Annotated in this window: 15 protein-coding genes and 1 riboswitch; of the genes, 6 read left to right on the forward strand and 9 right to left on the reverse strand. The window is 46.0% G+C overall.

What is annotated here, in order from left to right; genetic code table 11:
• Positions 1-195 precede the first annotated feature (195 nt).
• From betI to choV, 6 genes are all read left to right on the forward strand, one after another.
• Complete coding sequence (betI, locus tag MKS89_RS15365) at positions 196-810, forward strand: transcriptional regulator BetI (protein ID WP_072959269.1); 615 nt, start codon at positions 196-198, stop codon at positions 808-810.
• Positions 807-2,291, forward strand: coding sequence for a betaine-aldehyde dehydrogenase (betB, locus tag MKS89_RS15370; protein ID WP_072959266.1), 1,485 nt, complete (start codon positions 807-809; stop codon positions 2,289-2,291). Before betI ends, betB begins: the two co-directional genes overlap by 4 nt.
• Complete coding sequence (betA, locus tag MKS89_RS15375; protein ID WP_072959264.1) at positions 2,275-3,978, forward strand: choline dehydrogenase; 1,704 nt, start codon at positions 2,275-2,277, stop codon at positions 3,976-3,978. Before betB ends, betA begins: the two co-directional genes overlap by 17 nt.
• A gap of 24 nt (positions 3,979-4,002) precedes the next feature.
• Positions 4,003-4,956 (forward strand): choline ABC transporter substrate-binding protein, encoded by a 954-nt coding sequence (locus MKS89_RS15380; RefSeq protein ID WP_072959262.1) that lies wholly within the window; start codon positions 4,003-4,005, stop codon positions 4,954-4,956.
• Between the two features lie 114 nt (positions 4,957-5,070).
• On the forward strand, positions 5,071-5,871 hold the full coding sequence (gene choW / locus MKS89_RS15385) for a choline ABC transporter permease subunit (RefSeq protein WP_373636456.1): 801 nt from the start codon (positions 5,071-5,073) through the stop codon (positions 5,869-5,871).
• A 4-nt stretch (positions 5,872-5,875) separates the two neighbouring features.
• On the forward strand, positions 5,876-7,090 hold the full coding sequence (gene choV, locus MKS89_RS15390) for a choline ABC transporter ATP-binding protein (protein ID WP_072959257.1): 1,215 nt from the start codon (positions 5,876-5,878) through the stop codon (positions 7,088-7,090).
• Positions 7,091-7,393: 303 nt separating this feature from the next.
• On the opposite strand, the gene thiH is transcribed toward choV, so the two are convergent.
• From thiH to MKS89_RS15435, 9 genes are all read right to left on the reverse strand, one after another.
• Positions 7,394-8,506, reverse strand: a complete 1,113-nt coding sequence (thiH, locus tag MKS89_RS15395) for a 2-iminoacetate synthase ThiH (RefSeq protein ID WP_072959254.1) — start codon at positions 8,504-8,506, stop codon at positions 7,394-7,396.
• Position 8,507: 1 nt separating this feature from the next.
• On the reverse strand, positions 8,508-9,284 hold the full coding sequence (locus MKS89_RS15400; protein ID WP_072959561.1) for a thiazole synthase: 777 nt from the start codon (positions 9,282-9,284) through the stop codon (positions 8,508-8,510).
• 46 nt (positions 9,285-9,330) lie between these two features.
• Positions 9,331-9,537: a sulfur carrier protein ThiS gene (gene thiS, locus MKS89_RS15405; RefSeq protein ID WP_021021261.1), complete on the reverse strand. Its 207-nt coding sequence runs from the start codon at positions 9,535-9,537 to the stop codon at positions 9,331-9,333.
• 1 nt (position 9,538) lies between these two features.
• Entirely contained in the window at positions 9,539-10,348 is an 810-nt protein-coding gene (locus MKS89_RS15410) for a HesA/MoeB/ThiF family protein (RefSeq protein ID WP_072959251.1), read from the reverse strand.
• Positions 10,332-11,888 carry a thiamine phosphate synthase gene (thiE, locus tag MKS89_RS15415; protein ID WP_072959249.1) on the reverse strand — a complete coding sequence of 519 codons (1,557 nt, stop codon included), beginning with the start codon at positions 11,886-11,888 and terminating at the stop codon, positions 10,332-10,334. The genes MKS89_RS15410 and thiE overlap by 17 nt, the downstream gene beginning before the upstream one ends.
• 1 nt (position 11,889) lies before the next feature.
• Complete coding sequence (thiC, locus tag MKS89_RS15420) at positions 11,890-13,866, reverse strand: phosphomethylpyrimidine synthase ThiC (RefSeq protein WP_072959247.1); 1,977 nt, start codon at positions 13,864-13,866, stop codon at positions 11,890-11,892.
• Positions 13,867-14,024: 158 nt separating this feature from the next.
• A riboswitch (TPP riboswitch) is annotated at positions 14,025-14,123 on the reverse strand.
• Positions 14,124-14,167: 44 nt separating this feature from the next.
• Positions 14,168-14,551 carry a fluoride efflux transporter CrcB gene (gene crcB / locus MKS89_RS15425; protein ID WP_021021265.1) on the reverse strand — a complete coding sequence of 128 codons (384 nt, stop codon included), beginning with the start codon at positions 14,549-14,551 and terminating at the stop codon, positions 14,168-14,170.
• A 463-nt stretch (positions 14,552-15,014) separates the two neighbouring features.
• The gene (locus MKS89_RS15430) at positions 15,015-15,956 is read right to left on the reverse strand and encodes a glycoside hydrolase family 43 protein (RefSeq protein WP_072959244.1); all 942 of its coding nucleotides are present in this window, start codon (positions 15,954-15,956) and stop codon (positions 15,015-15,017) included.
• Between the two features lie 9 nt (positions 15,957-15,965).
• Positions 15,966-17,366: an MFS transporter gene (locus MKS89_RS15435; protein ID WP_072959241.1), complete on the reverse strand. Its 1,401-nt coding sequence runs from the start codon at positions 17,364-17,366 to the stop codon at positions 15,966-15,968.
• Between the last annotated feature and the right edge of the window lie 370 nt (positions 17,367-17,736).

Genomic DNA, 17,736 nt, shown 5'->3' on the forward strand with positions numbered 1-17,736 from the left:
CCCACCTCCATACTCCCACAAATAAAGATTAGAACCCTAATTATTTCTTTCAATATAACAAGCTGATTTTAAACTAAAAATACCATAATATAATTCAATCAAGACACTTTTTAATCAAAAAAGATTTGAAATCGAAATAATTTCCATGTTAGCTTTTTGTTAATTAATCGTTCAATTAAAAAACATGGAGACTCTATGCCTAAGCTCGGCATGCCAGATATCCGTAAACCGCAACTCGTTCAGGCGACGATGAATGTGATCGAACGAGTCGGATTACACGGTGCAAGTATCTCGCTGATCAGTAAAGAAGCGGGCGTTTCCACTGGCATCATCAATCATTACTTCGGTGGAAAACAAGGATTGCTCGAAGAAACGATGCGCGCCATTTTGCGTGAACATTCCCGAGTGATTACCACAGCTTTAAAACAGCTCCCGCCCGATGCTCATTATGAGCGTATCAACGCCATTATTGATGGCAATTTCAGCGAATTTCAGACCGAGAGTGAAGTGGTCAAAACATGGCTGGCATTCTGGTCTTACGCGATGCATTCCCCCCAGCTCCACAGACTTCAGCGCGTCAATGAAAAACGTTTGATTTCACACCTCAAAATCGAATTGAAAGCCTTAATCCCTCAACCACAAGCATTATCCGTTGCCCATGGCATTGCAGCACTGATTGATGGTATCTGGCTACGAGGCGCATTAAATCCAAAAGGCATTGATGCTGCGTTTGCCAAAACCGTCATTAACGATTATCTGGACAAACAAATTTGGTACCACAACAACAGCAAGGTTAGGGCCCAACAATGAAATCACTGTATATCCATGGAAAACGATGCAACGCCACTTCCGGAAAAACATTTACGTCGTATAACCCAGCAACCGGCGAAGTGCTTGCTGAACTTGGACAAGCCTCTGCGCAGGATATTGAAGCAGCGGTCACATCGGCGAAGCAAGGGTTTGCCCGCTGGTCAGCGATGACTGCGATAGAACGGAGCCGAATTCTGCTTAAAGCCGTCAGGCTCCTCAGAGAAAAAAATGATGCGCTGGCGAAACTGGAAGTGCTCGATACCGGCAAACCATTACAAGAAGCAATTGAAGTCGATATCGTCACCGGTGCTGATGTCATTGAATACTATGCAGGCCTGGCGCCGACTTTAGTCGGTACACAACAACCACTGACACACCATCAGTTTTTCTATACCCGTCAGGAACCGCTGGGTATCTGTGCGGGCATCGGTGCCTGGAACTATCCCATCCAGATTGCCATGTGGAAATCGGCACCGGCTCTTGCGGCTGGTAATGCAATGATATTCAAGCCTTCAGAAGAAACACCGCTGACAGCCCTTGAGCTCGCTGAAATTTATACCGAAGCGGGCGTTCCCGATGGTGTGTTCAATATCGTTCAGGGTGATGGTCAGGTCGGAGAGCAACTGACATCTCACCCTGACATAGCCAAGGTCTCTTTTACCGGCGAGGTCGAAACAGGCAAAAAAGTCATGGCAAACAGCGCCCGGACTCTCAAGTCTGTCACGATGGAACTTGGCGGAAAATCGCCACTGTTGATCTTTGATGATGCCCCACTCACTCAAGCGGTATCAGCGGCAATGGTTGCCAATTTCTACACACAGGGTGAAGTCTGTACCAATGGCACGCGCGTATTCGTCCACGAATCAATCTACGCGGATTTCCTACAACAACTAAAAGCCCGTACAGAGCAACTGATTATCGGCGATCCAATGGATATGGCAACACAAGTCGGCGCACTGATTTCCAAAAAACATTGTCGCCAGGTGATGGCAGCCATTCATGAGGCCCATGACGGTGGCGCGAAACTTCTGACCGGTGGCATTCAACTCACAGAAAACGGCTTGGACAAAGGTAATTTTGTGGCACCAACGGTCTTCTATGACTGCGATGAAACCATGGCACTGGTTCAGCATGAAATCTTCGGCCCGGTCATGGCAGTGATGAAATTCTCAGATGAAGCAGATGTGATTCAACGGGCGAATGATAGCGCTTACGGATTAGCGGCAGGCGTGTTTACCCGTGATATATCACGCGCGCATAGCATCATTCATCAACTTCAGGCCGGTATCTGCTGGATTAACACCTGGGGGAACTCACCGGCGGAAATGCCTGTCGGGGGATACAAAAACTCAGGGATAGGCCGAGAGAATGGCCTCGAGACACTAACTCACTATACACAAACCAAGAGTGTCTTTGTCGAGTTAGGCAACTTTGAAAGCCCTTACCCGTATCAGGATTCTACAGATGAAACAGCAATTTGATTATATCATTGTCGGTGCCGGATCAGCCGGTTGTATTCTGGCTGATCGATTAACCGAATCCGGGGAATACAACGTCTTGCTTCTCGAAGCCGGAGGCAGTGACAAAAGTATCTTCATTCAAATGCCAACGGCACTCTCCTATCCGATGAATACCCCGAAGTATGCTTGGCAATTTGAAACAGTTCCCGAGAAAGGACTGGATGGCCGCCGACTCCACTGCCCCCGAGGTAAGGTTTTGGGTGGCAGTTCGTCAATCAACGGCATGGTTTATGTTCGCGGTCATGCCTGTGATTTTGATGAATGGGAAGCACAAGGTGCAACAGGCTGGAATTATGCCAATTGCCTGCCCTATTTCAAACGTGCCGAATCTTGGTCAGGTGGCGGCGATCAGTACCGTGGTCAAGATGGTCCGGTTGCGACGTGTAACGGCAACGAGATGAAACTTAACCCGCTCTATACTGCATTTATTCAGGCGGGTATCGAAGCGGGTTACCCAAAAACGATTGATTATAACGGCTATCAGCAAGAAGGCTTCGGCCCGATGCATATGACCGTTGATCACGGTGTTCGGGCCTCCACAGCCAATGCTTATCTCAAGCGCGCATTAAAACGCACCAACCTGACCTTGTTGAAGCATGTGGTCGCGAGAAAAATTCTGCTCGAGGGCAAGAAAGCGATCGGAGTTGAATTTGAATACCAAGGCGCTATCCAAAGCGCTTATGCCAATGCCGAAGTGATTTCATCAGCCGGTTCTGTCGGGTCAGTGCAACTGCTGCAATGTTCGGGGATTGGTCCGGGAGGTGTCTTAGAAGCTGCCGGCGTCAAAGTAAATCACGCACTCGCAGGGGTTGGCGAAAATCTTCAGGATCACCTTGAAGTCTATTTTCAGTATCAATGCAAACAACCCATCACCCTCAACAGTAAGTTAGGACTCATCAGCAAAGGATTCATCGGGGCGCAGTGGATCCTCACCCATCAAGGGCTCGGTGCAACCAACCATTTTGAATCTTGTGCTTTTATTCGCTCCAGATCGGGACTGAAGTGGCCGAATATCCAGTATCACTTTCTGCCGGCTGCGATGCGTTATGATGGCCGGGCGGCATTTGCCGGACACGGTTTTCAGGTTCACGTTGGCCCCAACAAACCACAAAGCCGGGGCACGATACGGATTACTACGGCTGATCCGCATATCAAACCGAGGATTGAATTTAACTACCTCTCGACAGCACAAGACCGACAGGACTGGCGTGATTGTATCCGCCTGACCCGGGAGATTATTGCTCAACCGGCATTCGCCGCCTACCGTGGCGATGAGATTCAGCCCGGTATCGATATTGAAAGTGATGCCGCGATTGACCAATGGGTCAGAGAAAATGTCGAAAGTGCTTATCACCCTTCTTGCACCTGCAAAATGGGCAGCACGGATGACCCGATGGCGGTCGTCGATTCTCAGTGCAAAGTAATTGGTATTGACCAGCTACGTATCGTGGACTCGTCAATATTTCCCACCATTACCAACGGCAACTTAAATGCACCCACCATGATGGTTGCAGAACGGGCAGCTGATTTTATTTTAGGCAAAACCCCACTCCCCGCCTCTGACGCTCCGGTATGGATAGCGAAAGACTGGCAGACAGAACAACGGACGACTCAGCCTCAACTCACTTCTGTATCCGTACAGAAATGAAATGATGAATAGGAAGGAAAGACTATGAATTTCAGAAAATGGCCTCTTATTACGAAAATTGCAGCTTTCAGCCTCAGTCTATGCTGCGCTGCGCAAAGCTATGCTGCGGACAGTTGCGAAATGGTCCATTTTTCCGATGTGGGATGGACAGATATCACATCAACAACCGCAGTCACAACGGAGATATTGCACGGCCTGGGTTATCAAACCAAGACCGATTTGCTTTCGGTTCCTGTGACGTATTCCTCAATGGCCAATGGCGACGTCGATGTCTTTCTGGGGAACTGGATGCCAACAATGGAAGGTGATATCAAAAAATATCTTGATAGCGGCCGTGTCGAGCAGGTTCGGGCAAACTTAACCGGCGCGAAATATACCCTTGCTATCCCTCAGTATATCTATGATGCTGGCGTGCATAACTTTGCCGATTTAGCGAAATTTTCCAGTAAATTTCACAATCGAATCTACGGTATTGAGCCCGGAAATGATGGGAATCGACTGATTCAAAAGATGATCGATACCAATGCGTTTCAGTTGAAAGATTTTAATCTGATTGAATCGAGTGAAGCCGGCATGGTGTCACAAGTTGCCCGCGCCATTCGTCGTCATCAGTGGATTGTTTTTCTCGGCTGGGCGCCTCATCCCATGAATAACAATTTTAAAATCGCTTACCTTGCTGGCGGAGATGACTATTTTGGCCCGAACTATGGCGGTGCAACAGTTTATACCAACGTTCGTAAGGGCTATACCTCACAATGTCCGAATGTGGGTCAATTGCTTAAAAATCTGCAGTTCAGCCTCACAATGGAGAACCAGATCATGGACGATATCCTCAACAAAAAAATGCCCCCGCAACATGCTGCAAAAGCTTGGTTAAAATCCAATTTAAACATTTTAGAACAATGGCTTGATGGTGTTACAACACTGGATGGCAAGCCTGGCAAAGCCGCATTACTTCAATATTTACACGCCAGTTAATCATATATCTATTGAATACCATCATTAACAACCGGTGTAGTTCAATCGGCACCGGTGAGGGACCTTATTGTGAATAACTTCATTACAGAGTATAAAATTCCGCTCGGTCAGTGGATGGCGTCATTCGTCGATTGGTTAACCATCCATGCGGCTGTTTTTTTTGACACAATTTCATACACCCTTGAGACAGTGATTATGTTTCTGGTTGGTATTTTCCAATCGATGCCGCCTGCAATTCCGATTTTGATCACTGCCGCATTAGCTTGGTGGCTTCACCGTCGGATATCTTTAGTCATCTTTATCGTGGCCTCTCTATTGCTGATTCTTAACCTCGGCTACTGGCAAGAAATGCTGGAAACTTTCGTGCTGGTATTCTCTGCAACAACCATTTCAGTATTGATCGGCGTCCCCATTGGCATCATGGCAGCTCATCGGCCCTGGTTGTATACCGCGATTCGGCCAATTTTGGATCTGATGCAAACCGTACCGACTTTCGTTTACTTAATCCCGACGCTGGTGTTATTCGGTCTTGGTGTCGTACCCGGATTAATTTCGACAATTATCTTTGCTATTGCATCACCCATTCGTCTCACTTATCTGGGGATTGTTCGTGTGCCGGAAGAATTAATCGAAGCAGGGAAAGCATTTGGTGCCAGCCATATGAAGCTGTTATTTAAAGTCGAACTTCCGGCAGCAATGCCCAGCATTATGGCGGGTGTAACGCAGTGCATTATGTTGTCTCTGTCGATGGTTGTAATTGCAGCATTGGTCGGAGCCGACGGTTTAGGTAAACCTGTAGTTCGAGCATTGAATACCGTTAATATTTCACAAGGATTTGAAGCCGGGCTCGCCATTGTATTGGTTGCCATCATCCTTGATCGACTGTGTAAAACACCAAATCAGACCAAGGAGTAATCAGATGAATCAACATGTAAATCATGCCGCAGCGGACGCCATTACGATTGAAAATCTGGATGTTGTTTTTGGTCGACATGCAGAAAAAGCGACAGTACTGCTCGATCAAGGTAAAACTCGCCAAGAGATTATTGATGAAACAGGATTAGTGGTTGGAGTAAACAATGTCAGTCTGACCGTGAAAGAAGGTGAAATCTGTGTTCTGATGGGATTATCGGGCTCTGGTAAATCAAGTCTGCTCCGTGCCGTCAATGGACTCAACCCTATCACCCGAGGCTCGCTAAAAGTCAAACACGGCCAAGATTCCGTTGATGTTGCAAACTGTAGTGCAGAGACATTACGCACGCTCAGAACGCAACGCGTGTCGATGGTGTTTCAAACGTTTGCGCTCATGCCTTGGTTATCGGTCCTCGACAATGTGGCTTTTGGCCTTGAAATGCAAGGAATGGCCAAGAAAGAGCGACGGCAACATGCTCACAGTCAGCTCGAAATGGTCGGCTTGGCCGACTGGGAAAATAAATATCCGCATGAACTTTCCGGAGGAATGCAGCAGCGCGTGGGGCTCGCACGAGCTTTTGCCATGGACAGTGATATTTTATTAATGGATGAGCCCTTCTCTGCCCTTGACCCACTCATTCGAGCCCAACTGCAAGATGAACTACTCGCCTTACAGAAAAAATTAAACAAAACGATTTTATTTGTTAGCCATGATTTAGATGAAGCTTTAAAGATTGGTAATCGCATCGCCATTATGGAGTCAGGTCGCCTGATCCAACATAGCCGACCTGAAGAGATCGTTCTGCAACCCAAAACTGACTATGTCCGAGAATTCGTTGCTCATACCAACCCCCTGAATGTACTCAAGGGGCGTTCACTGATGAAACCGATTGATGAACTGCCCCGTCAGGAAGGACGCTGGCAAGTTTCTCAATATCATGATTTATGGTTAGAAAATCAAAATGGCGAGTTAGTGATTCAAGGCGCGGAGTCACTCAGAACCGTTGACTGGGATCAGCATTATGACATCACAACCCTGGACAGGCATTGCATTATTCTGGCGTCACCAGACATAGAAATGCGTGATGCGATTGAAATTCGCTATCTGACAGGACACCCGGTGGTATTAGTTGAGGATAGCCAGTTTGTTGGCATTCTCAGTGATGATAATTTCTATCATGCACTGCTTGGTAAATATAATCAGACCGCCAAAGTGGCATAGCCATGTCGAGTTCTGACGAAAGACCACGTGCTGATCGAAGGTCGTGTGCTGACTGGAAAAATAGCGCATGATAGATCAGAGAAAGATAAGGGAAATAAAGGGAGAAGGCTTCCATCTGTTTATGTTCACAACCACCTGAACACGATAACAAGCCTTCTCTTCTGCTTACCTCATACTTACTTCACTCTTGATCCTTCTAACTTGCTGACAAATATTCAAACGAGCCGGTATTCACAACAGATGAGAACTTGGCTTCATGTTTCACGTGAAACATTGAAAGAACCAAGTCCACCGCTCTTAATCTTAGCCTGAAAATACAGCGTGCCAGTCATGCCATACCGGCTCCAGTCCTTGATGGATAATCGCTTGCACCACCTCTTCGACGGAACGATCATCACCAACACTAAACTGCTCTAATGCTGAGGATTGATCGGCATATCCTCCCGGCTGGGTTTTAGAGCCGGCAGAAATAGCAGTAATACCAAGAGGAACAACATTATCTCTGAAACTTGGAGATTCCCGGGTTGAGATCGACAGTTCAACTTCTGGATCAAATAAGCGAAATGCACAGATCGTTTGTACCAGCTGTCTATCCGTCATGATAGAAACAGGTTCAACACCACCAGCACACGGCCGCAAACGTGGAAAAGAGATCGAATAGCGAGACTTCCAGTAGGTTTTTTCCAAATAGGCCAGATGTAAAGCAACATGAAAAATATCAGTTCGCCAGTCATCTAACCCGATCAATGCGCCCAAGCCAATTTTATCAATGCCCGCTTTGCCAAGTCGATCGGGCGTGAGTAAACGATATTCAAAATCGGTCTTGTTACCACGCAAGTGATGCTGAGCATAAGTCGCAGGATGATATGTTTCCTGATAAACCATCACCCCATCCAAACCTAATGTTTTCAGCTGAATATATGCCTCGGTATCAAGCGGCTGAACTTCCATCGCCAGATAGTTAAAATGCTGTTTAACCTGAGGAACAACTTGCTCGAAATACGATAAGCCAACTTTCGTTTCATGCTCACCCGTCACCAGTAAAACGCTATCATATTTCATCTGTTTAATCGCCGCGATTTCAGCGTCGATATCCTGATGACTCAATATTTTGCGTTTCAGCCGATTCTCCATTGAAAAACCGCAATAGGTACATGAGTTGGAACACAGGTTAGAGAGGTATAGCGGGATATAAAATCCCACCGTGTTACCAAATCGTTTCCTGGTCAGAGCCATTGATTGTTGGGCCATTTGCTCAAGAAAAGGCTCAGCAGCCGGCGAAATGAGCGCTTTAAAATCTTCTAACGATCGTTTAGTTTTACTCAAGGCACGCTCCACATCCGCAGATGTTTTGCTATAGAGTGAAAGTCGCACATCATCCCAGTTAAATTGATGGAAAACGTCGAGAAAACTCATCTCACACCTCCCCTAAAAACTGAGTCAGCGGACTCGTCGCCACAGCATAAGAAGATGCAGCACCGATACCAGACTCATAAGCCATTCGTCCGGATTCGACCGCCAGTCTGAAGGCTCTCGCCATCATCAATGGATCGGCTGCACTGGCAATCGCAGTGTTGATCAACACCGCATCCGCGCCCATTTCCATCGCCTGAGCCGCATGAGATGGCAGACCAATACCGGCATCAACCACAACCGGTACATTGGCCTGCTCGATAATGATTTCCAGAAAAGCTTTGGTCGCTAATCCCTGATTGGAACCAATCGGAGCCCCAAGCGGCATCACAGCGGCACACCCCACATCTTCAAGTCGTTTGCATAATACCGGATCTGCATGGCAGTAAGGCAGAACGACAAAACCATCATTGACCAACTGTTCCGCGGCACGAAGCGTCTCAATGGGGTCTGGCAGCAGATACTTGGGATCCGGATGAATTTCGAGTTTTATCCAGTTTGTTTGCAGTGCTTCTCGTGTTAAGTGTGCAGCAAAGATTGCCTCTTTGGCTGTTTTCGCACCTGATGTATTGGGGAGAAAATGCAGGTTCAACGTTTTCAAGGGCGCCAGAATATTATCATTTGAATGTTGTAGATCGAGCCGTTTCAAAGCCATGGTTGTCATTTCTGACCCTGATGCTTGAATCGCTTCAACCATTATTTCAGCACTGGCAAATTTGCCGGTTCCGGTAAATAGACGCGAACCAAATGTCCGGTCTGCAATATTGAGCGGTGTATTCATGTCGAGCGATGCTCCGTGATTGAACTGTGTTTTGCTTGTCATTGACTTAACCTCCGGCGATGACCTGAAAGAGCGAAATCTGATCACCATCATTGAGCATCACCTGTGACCATCGACTTTTGGTCATCACTTGCTCATTCAGTGCAAAAACGCATCCCTGTTCAGGTAAATGAAGTTGGCTGATCACTTGTGCTAATGTGATACCAGCAGGAAATGTATAAACTGCCTCATTAAGCATTATCTGTATGTTCATCTCATCTTCCCTTGTCATCGCGATCATCATGACCACAGACGGGACAAGCGATATCTTTTCCATAGCGCAAAGATTTCAGCTGCATTCGTCGTCCATCAAAATGAATGAATTCTGACAGTTCGTTGCTTGCTTTATCTGGTGTGAAAGGCGAGTTCTGATGAATATCCTGCAATAGTTGTTGAATCACCTGAATTGCCTGAAGCGCAGCAATCGCCCCGACAACCGGGCCTAACACACCAGACTCATGGCATCGTTTCGGAGAATAATTCGCGGTGTCACCAACTAAGCAGCGATAACAGGGTGTATTACTTAAGAAACGGTGAACGGATAACTGCCCGTCCCAGCCAATCGCAGATGCGGAGACAAGGGTTGTCTTTTGTTGATAACAGATACGATTGATTTGATGACGCGTCGGAAAGTTGTCACTGCAATCGATCACAACATCGGCCAACATCACCTCAAGCTGAAGCTGTTCATCATCCAGTTTTTTATCGATAGTCCGAATCCGGCATCCATGATTGAGACTTCGCAATTGACCGGCAAGCGCACTCACTTTTCTGGCGCCGATATCACTTTCCCGGTAAGCAATTTGTCGATGCAAATTACTGAGCTCAACTGCATCATGATCCACTAAAACCATCGAACCGATGCCGGCACCGACAAGATACAATGAAACATGGGCTCCGAGTCCACCGCATCCAATCATCAAAACATGCTTTTTGTTCAGCTCACATTGGCCGGTTTCGCCAATTTCCGGCAAAGCAATTTGTCTCTGATAGCGAAGAAATGCATGATCATCGAGTAATGCCATTGTCTCTCCTCCCTGACTGAAATGGTGCTCTCCTCAACAGCCCCCCTTCCGGCGACAAAAATAACCGCTGAAAGGCATCCACAACACTCACGGTATTTGCCGCCTGTGTGACGGCACGAACGACAGCTAAACTGGAAACGCCCTGTGCTAAAACTGTTGCGGCGTTCTCTAAATCGATCCCGCCAATTGCAACGGTTGGAATCGCCCGATGATGAGCCTCGGCAATCGAATCGACGAGCTGTTGATAAAGCCGTAACCGGGCAAGACCTTGAGGCTGAGACGGCATCTGTTTCGTCGTGGTCGGGAAAATATGCCCGAGTGCGATATAACTTGGTCGCAGTTGTTGTGCCTTGAGAATTTCCCAGTAGCCATGCGTTGAAATTCCTAATCGAATCCCTGCATGGCGCAGCGCCTGAATATCTGCGGTGGGTAAATCGCCTTGTCCCAGATGCACACCAAATGCCTGATATTGAATCGCCAATTGCCAGTAGTCATTAATGAAAACTTGTGCTTGATATGTTTTCCCCAGCAAAACGGCCTGTTTAATCTGCTGCTCAAGGTCGGTTTGATGCGGATTTTTAATCCGTAGTTGGATAGTCTTCACGCCTAAGCGGAGTAATTTCTCCACCCAAATCACGTCATCAACGACAGGATACAATGACAAGTCGGCAGCATTGACCGCGTTAAAGTAGTGCCAATTGTCATTTGTATCGGAAATCGCTGTCTCTGAAATGGGTAACTCGACGACAGTTGATGACTTTTCTCCGGATGTATTTTCTATATCGCCATCTATATCTAAATTTTCATCTGTAACTGCGGCAATCACAGGGAAATCATGCGCACTTCGTGGCCATGTTTCACGTGAAACATTCAGTGATGCCCGAGCAATGATTAAAGCATCTTCAAGTGGAAAATCTAAAATCAATCCCCCGATAAACCAAGCTAAATGCTTTGAGACAAATGAATGTTGTGAGAATGTGTATTGCAATATAGAGATGAGGTTTGATGCATCAGCCTGGGCAACTGGAGAAAGTGAACACACTTCATCCCCCACCAGCCATCGTTCAGAGAGCGGCGCATCCGGCTGTGGTGAACTCGCGATCATCACATGATTAGCAGCAAGATTGACAACACCGCCATCCTCCGGATTTATCTTGGAAAGCGGTTTGGTTTTCCACACCCTTGGCTGATCATTCCGTCCATCCGTCAGCAGTTGATCCTTGATTTGCTCACAGTAGGTCACATGATAGTGCTGCTGAATATTTTGTTGCGGCAGCTCCTCTGCGGTCAGCATGACGCTTTGTTTACCCACCACGACACCATGATATTTGTCCGGCTTTCTCAGATCGATTGACCCGAGACAGATGAACCAACCATCATCGCTATTCTCATCAACGTTATTCTCATCAAAAAAGAGACTCGTATCCGCTGCTGCTAACCCTTCTGTTTGTGCAACCGTCAAGAAATGGTGAAGCTCTTCCTTCAGCAAGACACTCATTTCCGCTGTCAGAAGCGCTTTAGAAATGCGTAGCCCAATCATTCTACGCCTCCTGATCAGTATCCTGAGCTAAACGATATAATGCCGAACCTTGCGCTTTAAACTCTTGAGATTTTTGCTTCATGCCTGCCAGCCGCTCATGATCTGAACGCTCATCATCTGAAGAAGTGTCTAGCATTTGGATTTTCACGGCATGATCATGTTCTGAATGACTATCCAGCTGTGCTTTCGCGTACTCACGAACTTCCTGAGAGATCTTCATTGAACAGAATTTAGGGCCACACATAGAACAAAAGTGAGCGACTTTTCCCGACTCTTGAGGCAGGGTTTGATCATGGTAGGCGCGAGCGGTAACCGGATCTAAAGACAGATTAAATTGGTCTTCCCAGCGGAATTCAAACCGCGCTTTTGATAAAGCATTATCTCTGACTTGCGCACCGGGGTGCCCTTTTGCTAAATCCGCAGCATGGGCTGCAAGCTTGTAGGTGATTAATCCTGTTTTCACATCGTCTTTATTTGGCAGCCCAAGATGCTCTTTGGGTGTGACATAACAGAGCATCGCACAGCCGTACCAACCAATCATGGCCGCACCAATTCCAGACGTAATGTGATCATATCCGGGGGCAATATCAGTCGTCAGTGGGCCTAATGTATAGAACGGTGCTTCCGAACAATGGCGCAGCTGTTCTTCCATATTCGCTTTGACGAGATGCATTGGCACATGTCCGGGCCCTTCAATCATGACCTGAACATCATATTCCCATGCAATTTTGGTCAGTTCTCCAAGTGTTCTGAGTTCAGAAAACTGGGCTTCATCATTTGCATCAGCGACAGAACCGGGCCGGAGTCCATCGCCCAGAGAGAGTGAGACATCATATTGTGCACAGATTTCACAGATATCTCGGAAGCGGGTATAAAGAAAGTTTTCTTCATGATGGGCCAGACACCACTTCGCGATGATAGAACCGCCCCGGGAAACTATCCCTGTAACTCGCTTTGCAGTCATCGGAACATACCGCAACAATACGCCGGCATGAATCGTGAAGTAATCGACGCCTTGCTCCGCTTGCTCAATCAATGTGTCGCGCATCACTTCCCAAGTCAGGTTTTCGGCAACACCATTTACTTTTTCCAAAGCTTGATACATCGGAACCGTCCCGATAGGCACAGGACTATTGCGTAAAATCCACTCTCTCGTCTCATGTATATTGCGCCCAGTGGAGAGATCCATCACCGTATCAGCGCCCCAGCGCGTTGACCAGACGAGCTTCTCAACTTCCTCTTCGATCGAGGATGTGACTGATGAATTGCCAATATTGGCATTCACTTTGACCAGAAAGTTACGCCCGATAATCATGGGTTCGGATTCAGGATGGTTGATATTTGCCGGAATGATCGCTCGCCCTTCCGCCACTTCACGGCGGACAAATTCAGCGGTGATCGCTTCCGGTATATGCGCACCGAAACTTTCTCCCCGATGCTGTAAGTTCAATTGCTCATCGCGATACTGCTGACGCTGCATGTTCTCACGAATCGCAATAAACTCCATTTCAGGGGTGATAATCCCCCGCCGGGCATAATGGAGTTGGGTGACACAATGACCGGGCAGCGCTTTGCGGATAAGCGGCAAATGACTGTATCGCAAATCATCTAGTGTGCTATCAGCAAGGCGCTCTTGCGCATAATCAGAGGTCATTTGGTCGAGCCTTTCCGTATCAGAGCGCCCTTCTATCCATGCTTGTCTCAAAGCCGGTAAGCCTCGATAAACATCGATTGTATATTGCGGATCGGTATACACCCCTGAAGTGTCGTAGACACAAATCGATTCGTTCGGCTCGTAGATAGGAGCATCCTTCGCATGACCGACTAAACTATCGGCAAGTTGAATGGATCGCATCGGTACCCGGATATCTTCCCGAGACCCTTGCACATAAATTTTGGTTGAATTGGGATAAGGTGTTGACTGGATATTCTCGATAAACTGCTTTGCTTCCAGTCTGGATTGTTTACGGCTCGACATGCATTTTTCTCCAGTAAATGGTTAAGAAATAAATGCTTGACGGAAGGACGTATAGACAAGAGGTAAAAATCAATTATCGCATTGTAAGGAAAACAATATAACGATATACGGACAGATTTTCGGACAATAGAGAGGCTGTGATGAAATGTAATATAGCCTGAATATTCTCTCTTGTTCCCTTCGCAGGTATTAACCTGATCAGGTTCAACGGATCCCGAATGAACGGTCTCAGCCTTTTGGCACTCCGACAAGTAGAAACATTATAGAGAACGGGTGTGATTAAACAAAGTAAAAAAATAGTTTAGCTTTTGGTAATCAGTTGAAAACCAACCCACGCAGCAGAAATACTCAAAATAACATTCAACAAAATATTCAGACCAAACTTGATGAATGCCCCTTGCTGCATCAGTAAAACATTATCCATGGAGAACGTAGAAAAAGTCGTCAAAGCGCCTAAGAAGCCCAATCCGATGACTTGACGCCATGGCTCAACGGAAATCAGTTCCCCTTGAAGCGCAGCAATTAACAGCCCCATCATAAATGAGCCTAAAATATTCACGGTCAAGGTTCCATAAGGAAAACCTTTACCGAATAAGAAGACACAAAGTTCCGAAATCAAATATCGAGAGCAAGCACCAAATGCTCCCCCAAAGGCAATGAAGCCAAGAACAGAGAACTGATTCATCATCATTTCCTCAAAAAATTCCCAAGTACAACCTTTTTTCGTCATGAAAAATACGTGTAATCAAGGTCATAAAAATTCACAGAATAAAAAAGTTACAGGAGTCACTTTATATCGTAATCCTTCACTTACCCAACGCTTAATTATTCACCAAGTATCATATTATGAATTGATACCGAATATCGGCACTAAATTCATATAGGTATTGATGTGCCATTGTGAAATATATCATTCACCACAATATCGATGATTCAAAGGAATATCGATTGTTCAAAGGAGATGAATAAGATTGATGGTACTGTGTGACATGAAGAAGATCAAAAATATAAATTTTTTCTCACGTCTCAAAATGCAACATGGGTGGGCAATCAGTTTGCTGTGCACAGCTAACGCAGCACATTTGATTCCTCACCCATAGCGGTAGGTTAGCGTTGATGTTCTTTCTCAGGGCTGAACTTCAGACATGTTATTCAGCCTGTCCAAGCACTAGTTGCTCACCATCCCAGAGAACCTGTTTCATTCGGGTATGGCGGTTAGGGTCCCATAACGGATCCCCTTCAATCTCTGTATAATCACGAGCGTGATACACCAAAATATCATTACCCTGCTCATCTTGGGTAAAGCAGCTGTGTCCGGGACCAAAAACATGGTCGCTGACATTGGTCACGAAAACCGGATGTGGCGATTTGTACCAATTTTCAGGGTTAAGTAAATCCGCATCCTCATCCGCTTGTAAGAGCCCCATACAGTAACGTTCGTCGGTCGCACTGGCAGAATATGTCAGCCAGACTTTTCCGTGACGAATCAGGACATACGGGCCTTCATTCACCATGAAACCTTGTGTTTCCCAGTCAAACTCAGGTATCGATAACCGAGTGCCTGGTAGTTTTAATGTTGTCGGTGACAGCATTTCTGCAATGTATAAATTGGAATTACCGGCTATCTCTTGCTCTTTCTGTGCCCAGACATAATACCGGGTTCCCCGATGCTCAAATGTCGTGGCATCGAGACAGAATGCATCGATCCCAGAATCGACCTGCCCACAAAATGTCCACGGTTCCGCCAGCGGGTTCTCTCCATCGCAACGAATGACATACATCCGATGCTGAAACAGACCATCCTTAATTTCTCGACTTGGCGCGGCCGCAAAGTAGATATACCAGCTCCCGTCAATGGCGTGGATCTCCGGCGCCCAGATTAAATCAGAATAAGGACCATGATCCGGCTTGTGCCAAACCGTCACAATTTCATCGGTTGCGGCCAATCCAGCAAGTGTTTTTGCCCTTCTGAGTTCAATGCGATCATATTCAGGAACCGATGCAGTGAAATAATAATACCCATCATGATGAAGATAGACATGTGGGTCCGCTCGCTGCTCAATGACTGGATTTTTTATTTTAAATACCATGGAATAACCTCATTTTACTGGGACAGATAACGGTGTCTTATTATTTATATCATCGATACCATCACTCATATCTTGACTGGTGCTTCCCTGATGAATCATTTCGTTATAATAGCTGTCTGTCACTTTATATCTGAACATCAAAAGCCCCATGAGCAGATGGAATATACCGGGAATCAGGGTGAGCATTAAAGCAATCCCTGTGAGTGTAAAACTGGACTGTGCCTGATTTGGCGCATAATCAAAAAAGGTCAGTAACCACCCGACAATCGCACCGGCAATCCCCATTCCAAATTTTTGACAGAATGAAATACCGCCAAACGATAAGCCAGAGACTCGCTGACCTAATTTAAATTCACCATAATCGACGGCTTCTGCAATTGCAGACCAGAATATCGGAGCGTGCAAATCAACAATAAAGGACAGCAGAAAATAGAGAATAAAAGCGAGAGCAAAGTCAGATGGCCCGACAGAAAAATAGAGAATAGCACTCAAGATCATCACAGCGATCTGACTGTAGCGGAATAGTTTAACCTTACAGTAATATTTGGTTATCCAAGTGGATGCCACCATCGCCAGAATCGCAGCGACAACCCCTGTCGCGAGGAATGCCGATATCGTCACGGCATCCCCCCCTAAATAATATTTGGCATAATACGCGGCAACAGAGCCTCGTACGGTGTAGCCGACCGTACCGGTGACACAAACCATACATAAGATGACCCACTGATCATTGCTGATAAGGGATTTCAGTTGTTGGGTAAATGGTTTGCTTTCTATGACATAGTCGATACGTTCTGTGGTCGTAAAGTAGCAAAATAAGAACAGTAGTGTCCCCATCAAAGCCATCAATCCCATAGCATACTGATAACCCAATTGAATATTTTCACTACCCCACTTTTCAGAGAGTAAGGGAACGATAATGGTCACCAGAAATGCAGCAATCTTGGCAAAGAATAGCCGATATCCGTTAGCCGATAGTTTTTCTTTCGGATCATCGGTAAGCACACTAATTAAAGAAATATATGGAATCGTGACGGCGGTAAACATCACCGTCACAAAAATATAGGTCGCATAGGCATATGCTAATTTTCCGTTGTAATCCAAATCTGGCGTACTAAAGGTTAAGAACACCGAAATACCAAAGGGAATCGATAAAAACAGCATATAAGGGCGATAGCGCCCCCAACGGGTATTCACTTTATCTGTAATCATCCCCATGATTGGGTCAGTCACAGCATCAATCAAACGAACGACAATGAATAACATCGCCAGATCACTGGCTTTTATGCCAAAGATATCGGTATAAAAAAATGTGATGATAAGCATCATTGATGATATCACCACATTAACAGCCATATCTCCTGAGCCAAATCCAACTTTCTCAAGAACTGAGAGTTTGAACTTATACATAGTAATAGACCTCGTTCAGATAGAAATAAAAATCAGGTATCTTCGTAATTTCGACCTGAATTATTATCTGAACAATGAATACCATCAGTTGCATAATATGCAAATTATATAAATCAGCTAATATGTCCATCGATATAGCTATTCTTACTAAAACGATTGTTTTTATATCATTATTGTTATTGAGACCTTGTTCACACCCGCAATAATAACGGCCCTTTAACGCAAACCAGCTACCTTTTTAATCGTCAACTAGAACGATTAAACTCTTCTTTCTCAACGTAAAAAGCCCCAGTCTTCCGACTGAGGCTCAATATTGGGGCATCACAATATGATCTTGAAAACCAACCGACCAAAACTCGTCACTCAGTCG

This window comes from Vibrio gazogenes (assembly GCF_023920225.1).
Taxonomy (GTDB): domain Bacteria; phylum Pseudomonadota; class Gammaproteobacteria; order Enterobacterales; family Vibrionaceae; genus Vibrio; species Vibrio gazogenes.

Excerpts from the sequence above, each read along its gene's own strand:
- betI (WP_072959269.1), top strand. The coding sequence starts at position 196 with ATGCCTAAGCTCGGCATGCCAGATATCCGTAAACCGCAACTCGTTCAG.
- betB (WP_072959266.1), top strand. The coding sequence starts at position 807 with ATGAAATCACTGTATATCCATGGAAAACGATGCAACGCCACTTCCGGA.
- betA (WP_072959264.1), top strand. The coding sequence starts at position 2,275 with ATGAAACAGCAATTTGATTATATCATTGTCGGTGCCGGATCAGCCGGT.
- MKS89_RS15380 (WP_072959262.1), top strand. The coding sequence starts at position 4,003 with ATGAATTTCAGAAAATGGCCTCTTATTACGAAAATTGCAGCTTTCAGC.
- choW (WP_373636456.1), top strand. The coding sequence starts at position 5,071 with ATGGCGTCATTCGTCGATTGGTTAACCATCCATGCGGCTGTTTTTTTT.
- choV (WP_072959257.1), top strand. The coding sequence starts at position 5,876 with ATGAATCAACATGTAAATCATGCCGCAGCGGACGCCATTACGATTGAA.
- thiH (WP_072959254.1), bottom strand. The coding sequence starts at position 8,506 with ATGAGTTTTCTCGACGTTTTCCATCAATTTAACTGGGATGATGTGCGA.
- MKS89_RS15400 (WP_072959561.1), bottom strand. The coding sequence starts at position 9,284 with ATGAATACACCGCTCAATATTGCAGACCGGACATTTGGTTCGCGTCTA.
- thiS (WP_021021261.1), bottom strand. The coding sequence starts at position 9,537 with ATGAACATACAGATAATGCTTAATGAGGCAGTTTATACATTTCCTGCT.
- MKS89_RS15410 (WP_072959251.1), bottom strand. The coding sequence starts at position 10,348 with ATGGCATTACTCGATGATCATGCATTTCTTCGCTATCAGAGACAAATT.
- thiE (WP_072959249.1), bottom strand. The coding sequence starts at position 11,888 with ATGATTGGGCTACGCATTTCTAAAGCGCTTCTGACAGCGGAAATGAGT.
- thiC (WP_072959247.1), bottom strand. The coding sequence starts at position 13,866 with ATGTCGAGCCGTAAACAATCCAGACTGGAAGCAAAGCAGTTTATCGAG.
- crcB (WP_021021265.1), bottom strand. The coding sequence starts at position 14,551 with ATGAATCAGTTCTCTGTTCTTGGCTTCATTGCCTTTGGGGGAGCATTT.
- MKS89_RS15430 (WP_072959244.1), bottom strand. The coding sequence starts at position 15,956 with ATGGTATTTAAAATAAAAAATCCAGTCATTGAGCAGCGAGCGGACCCA.
- MKS89_RS15435 (WP_072959241.1), bottom strand. The coding sequence starts at position 17,366 with ATGTATAAGTTCAAACTCTCAGTTCTTGAGAAAGTTGGATTTGGCTCA.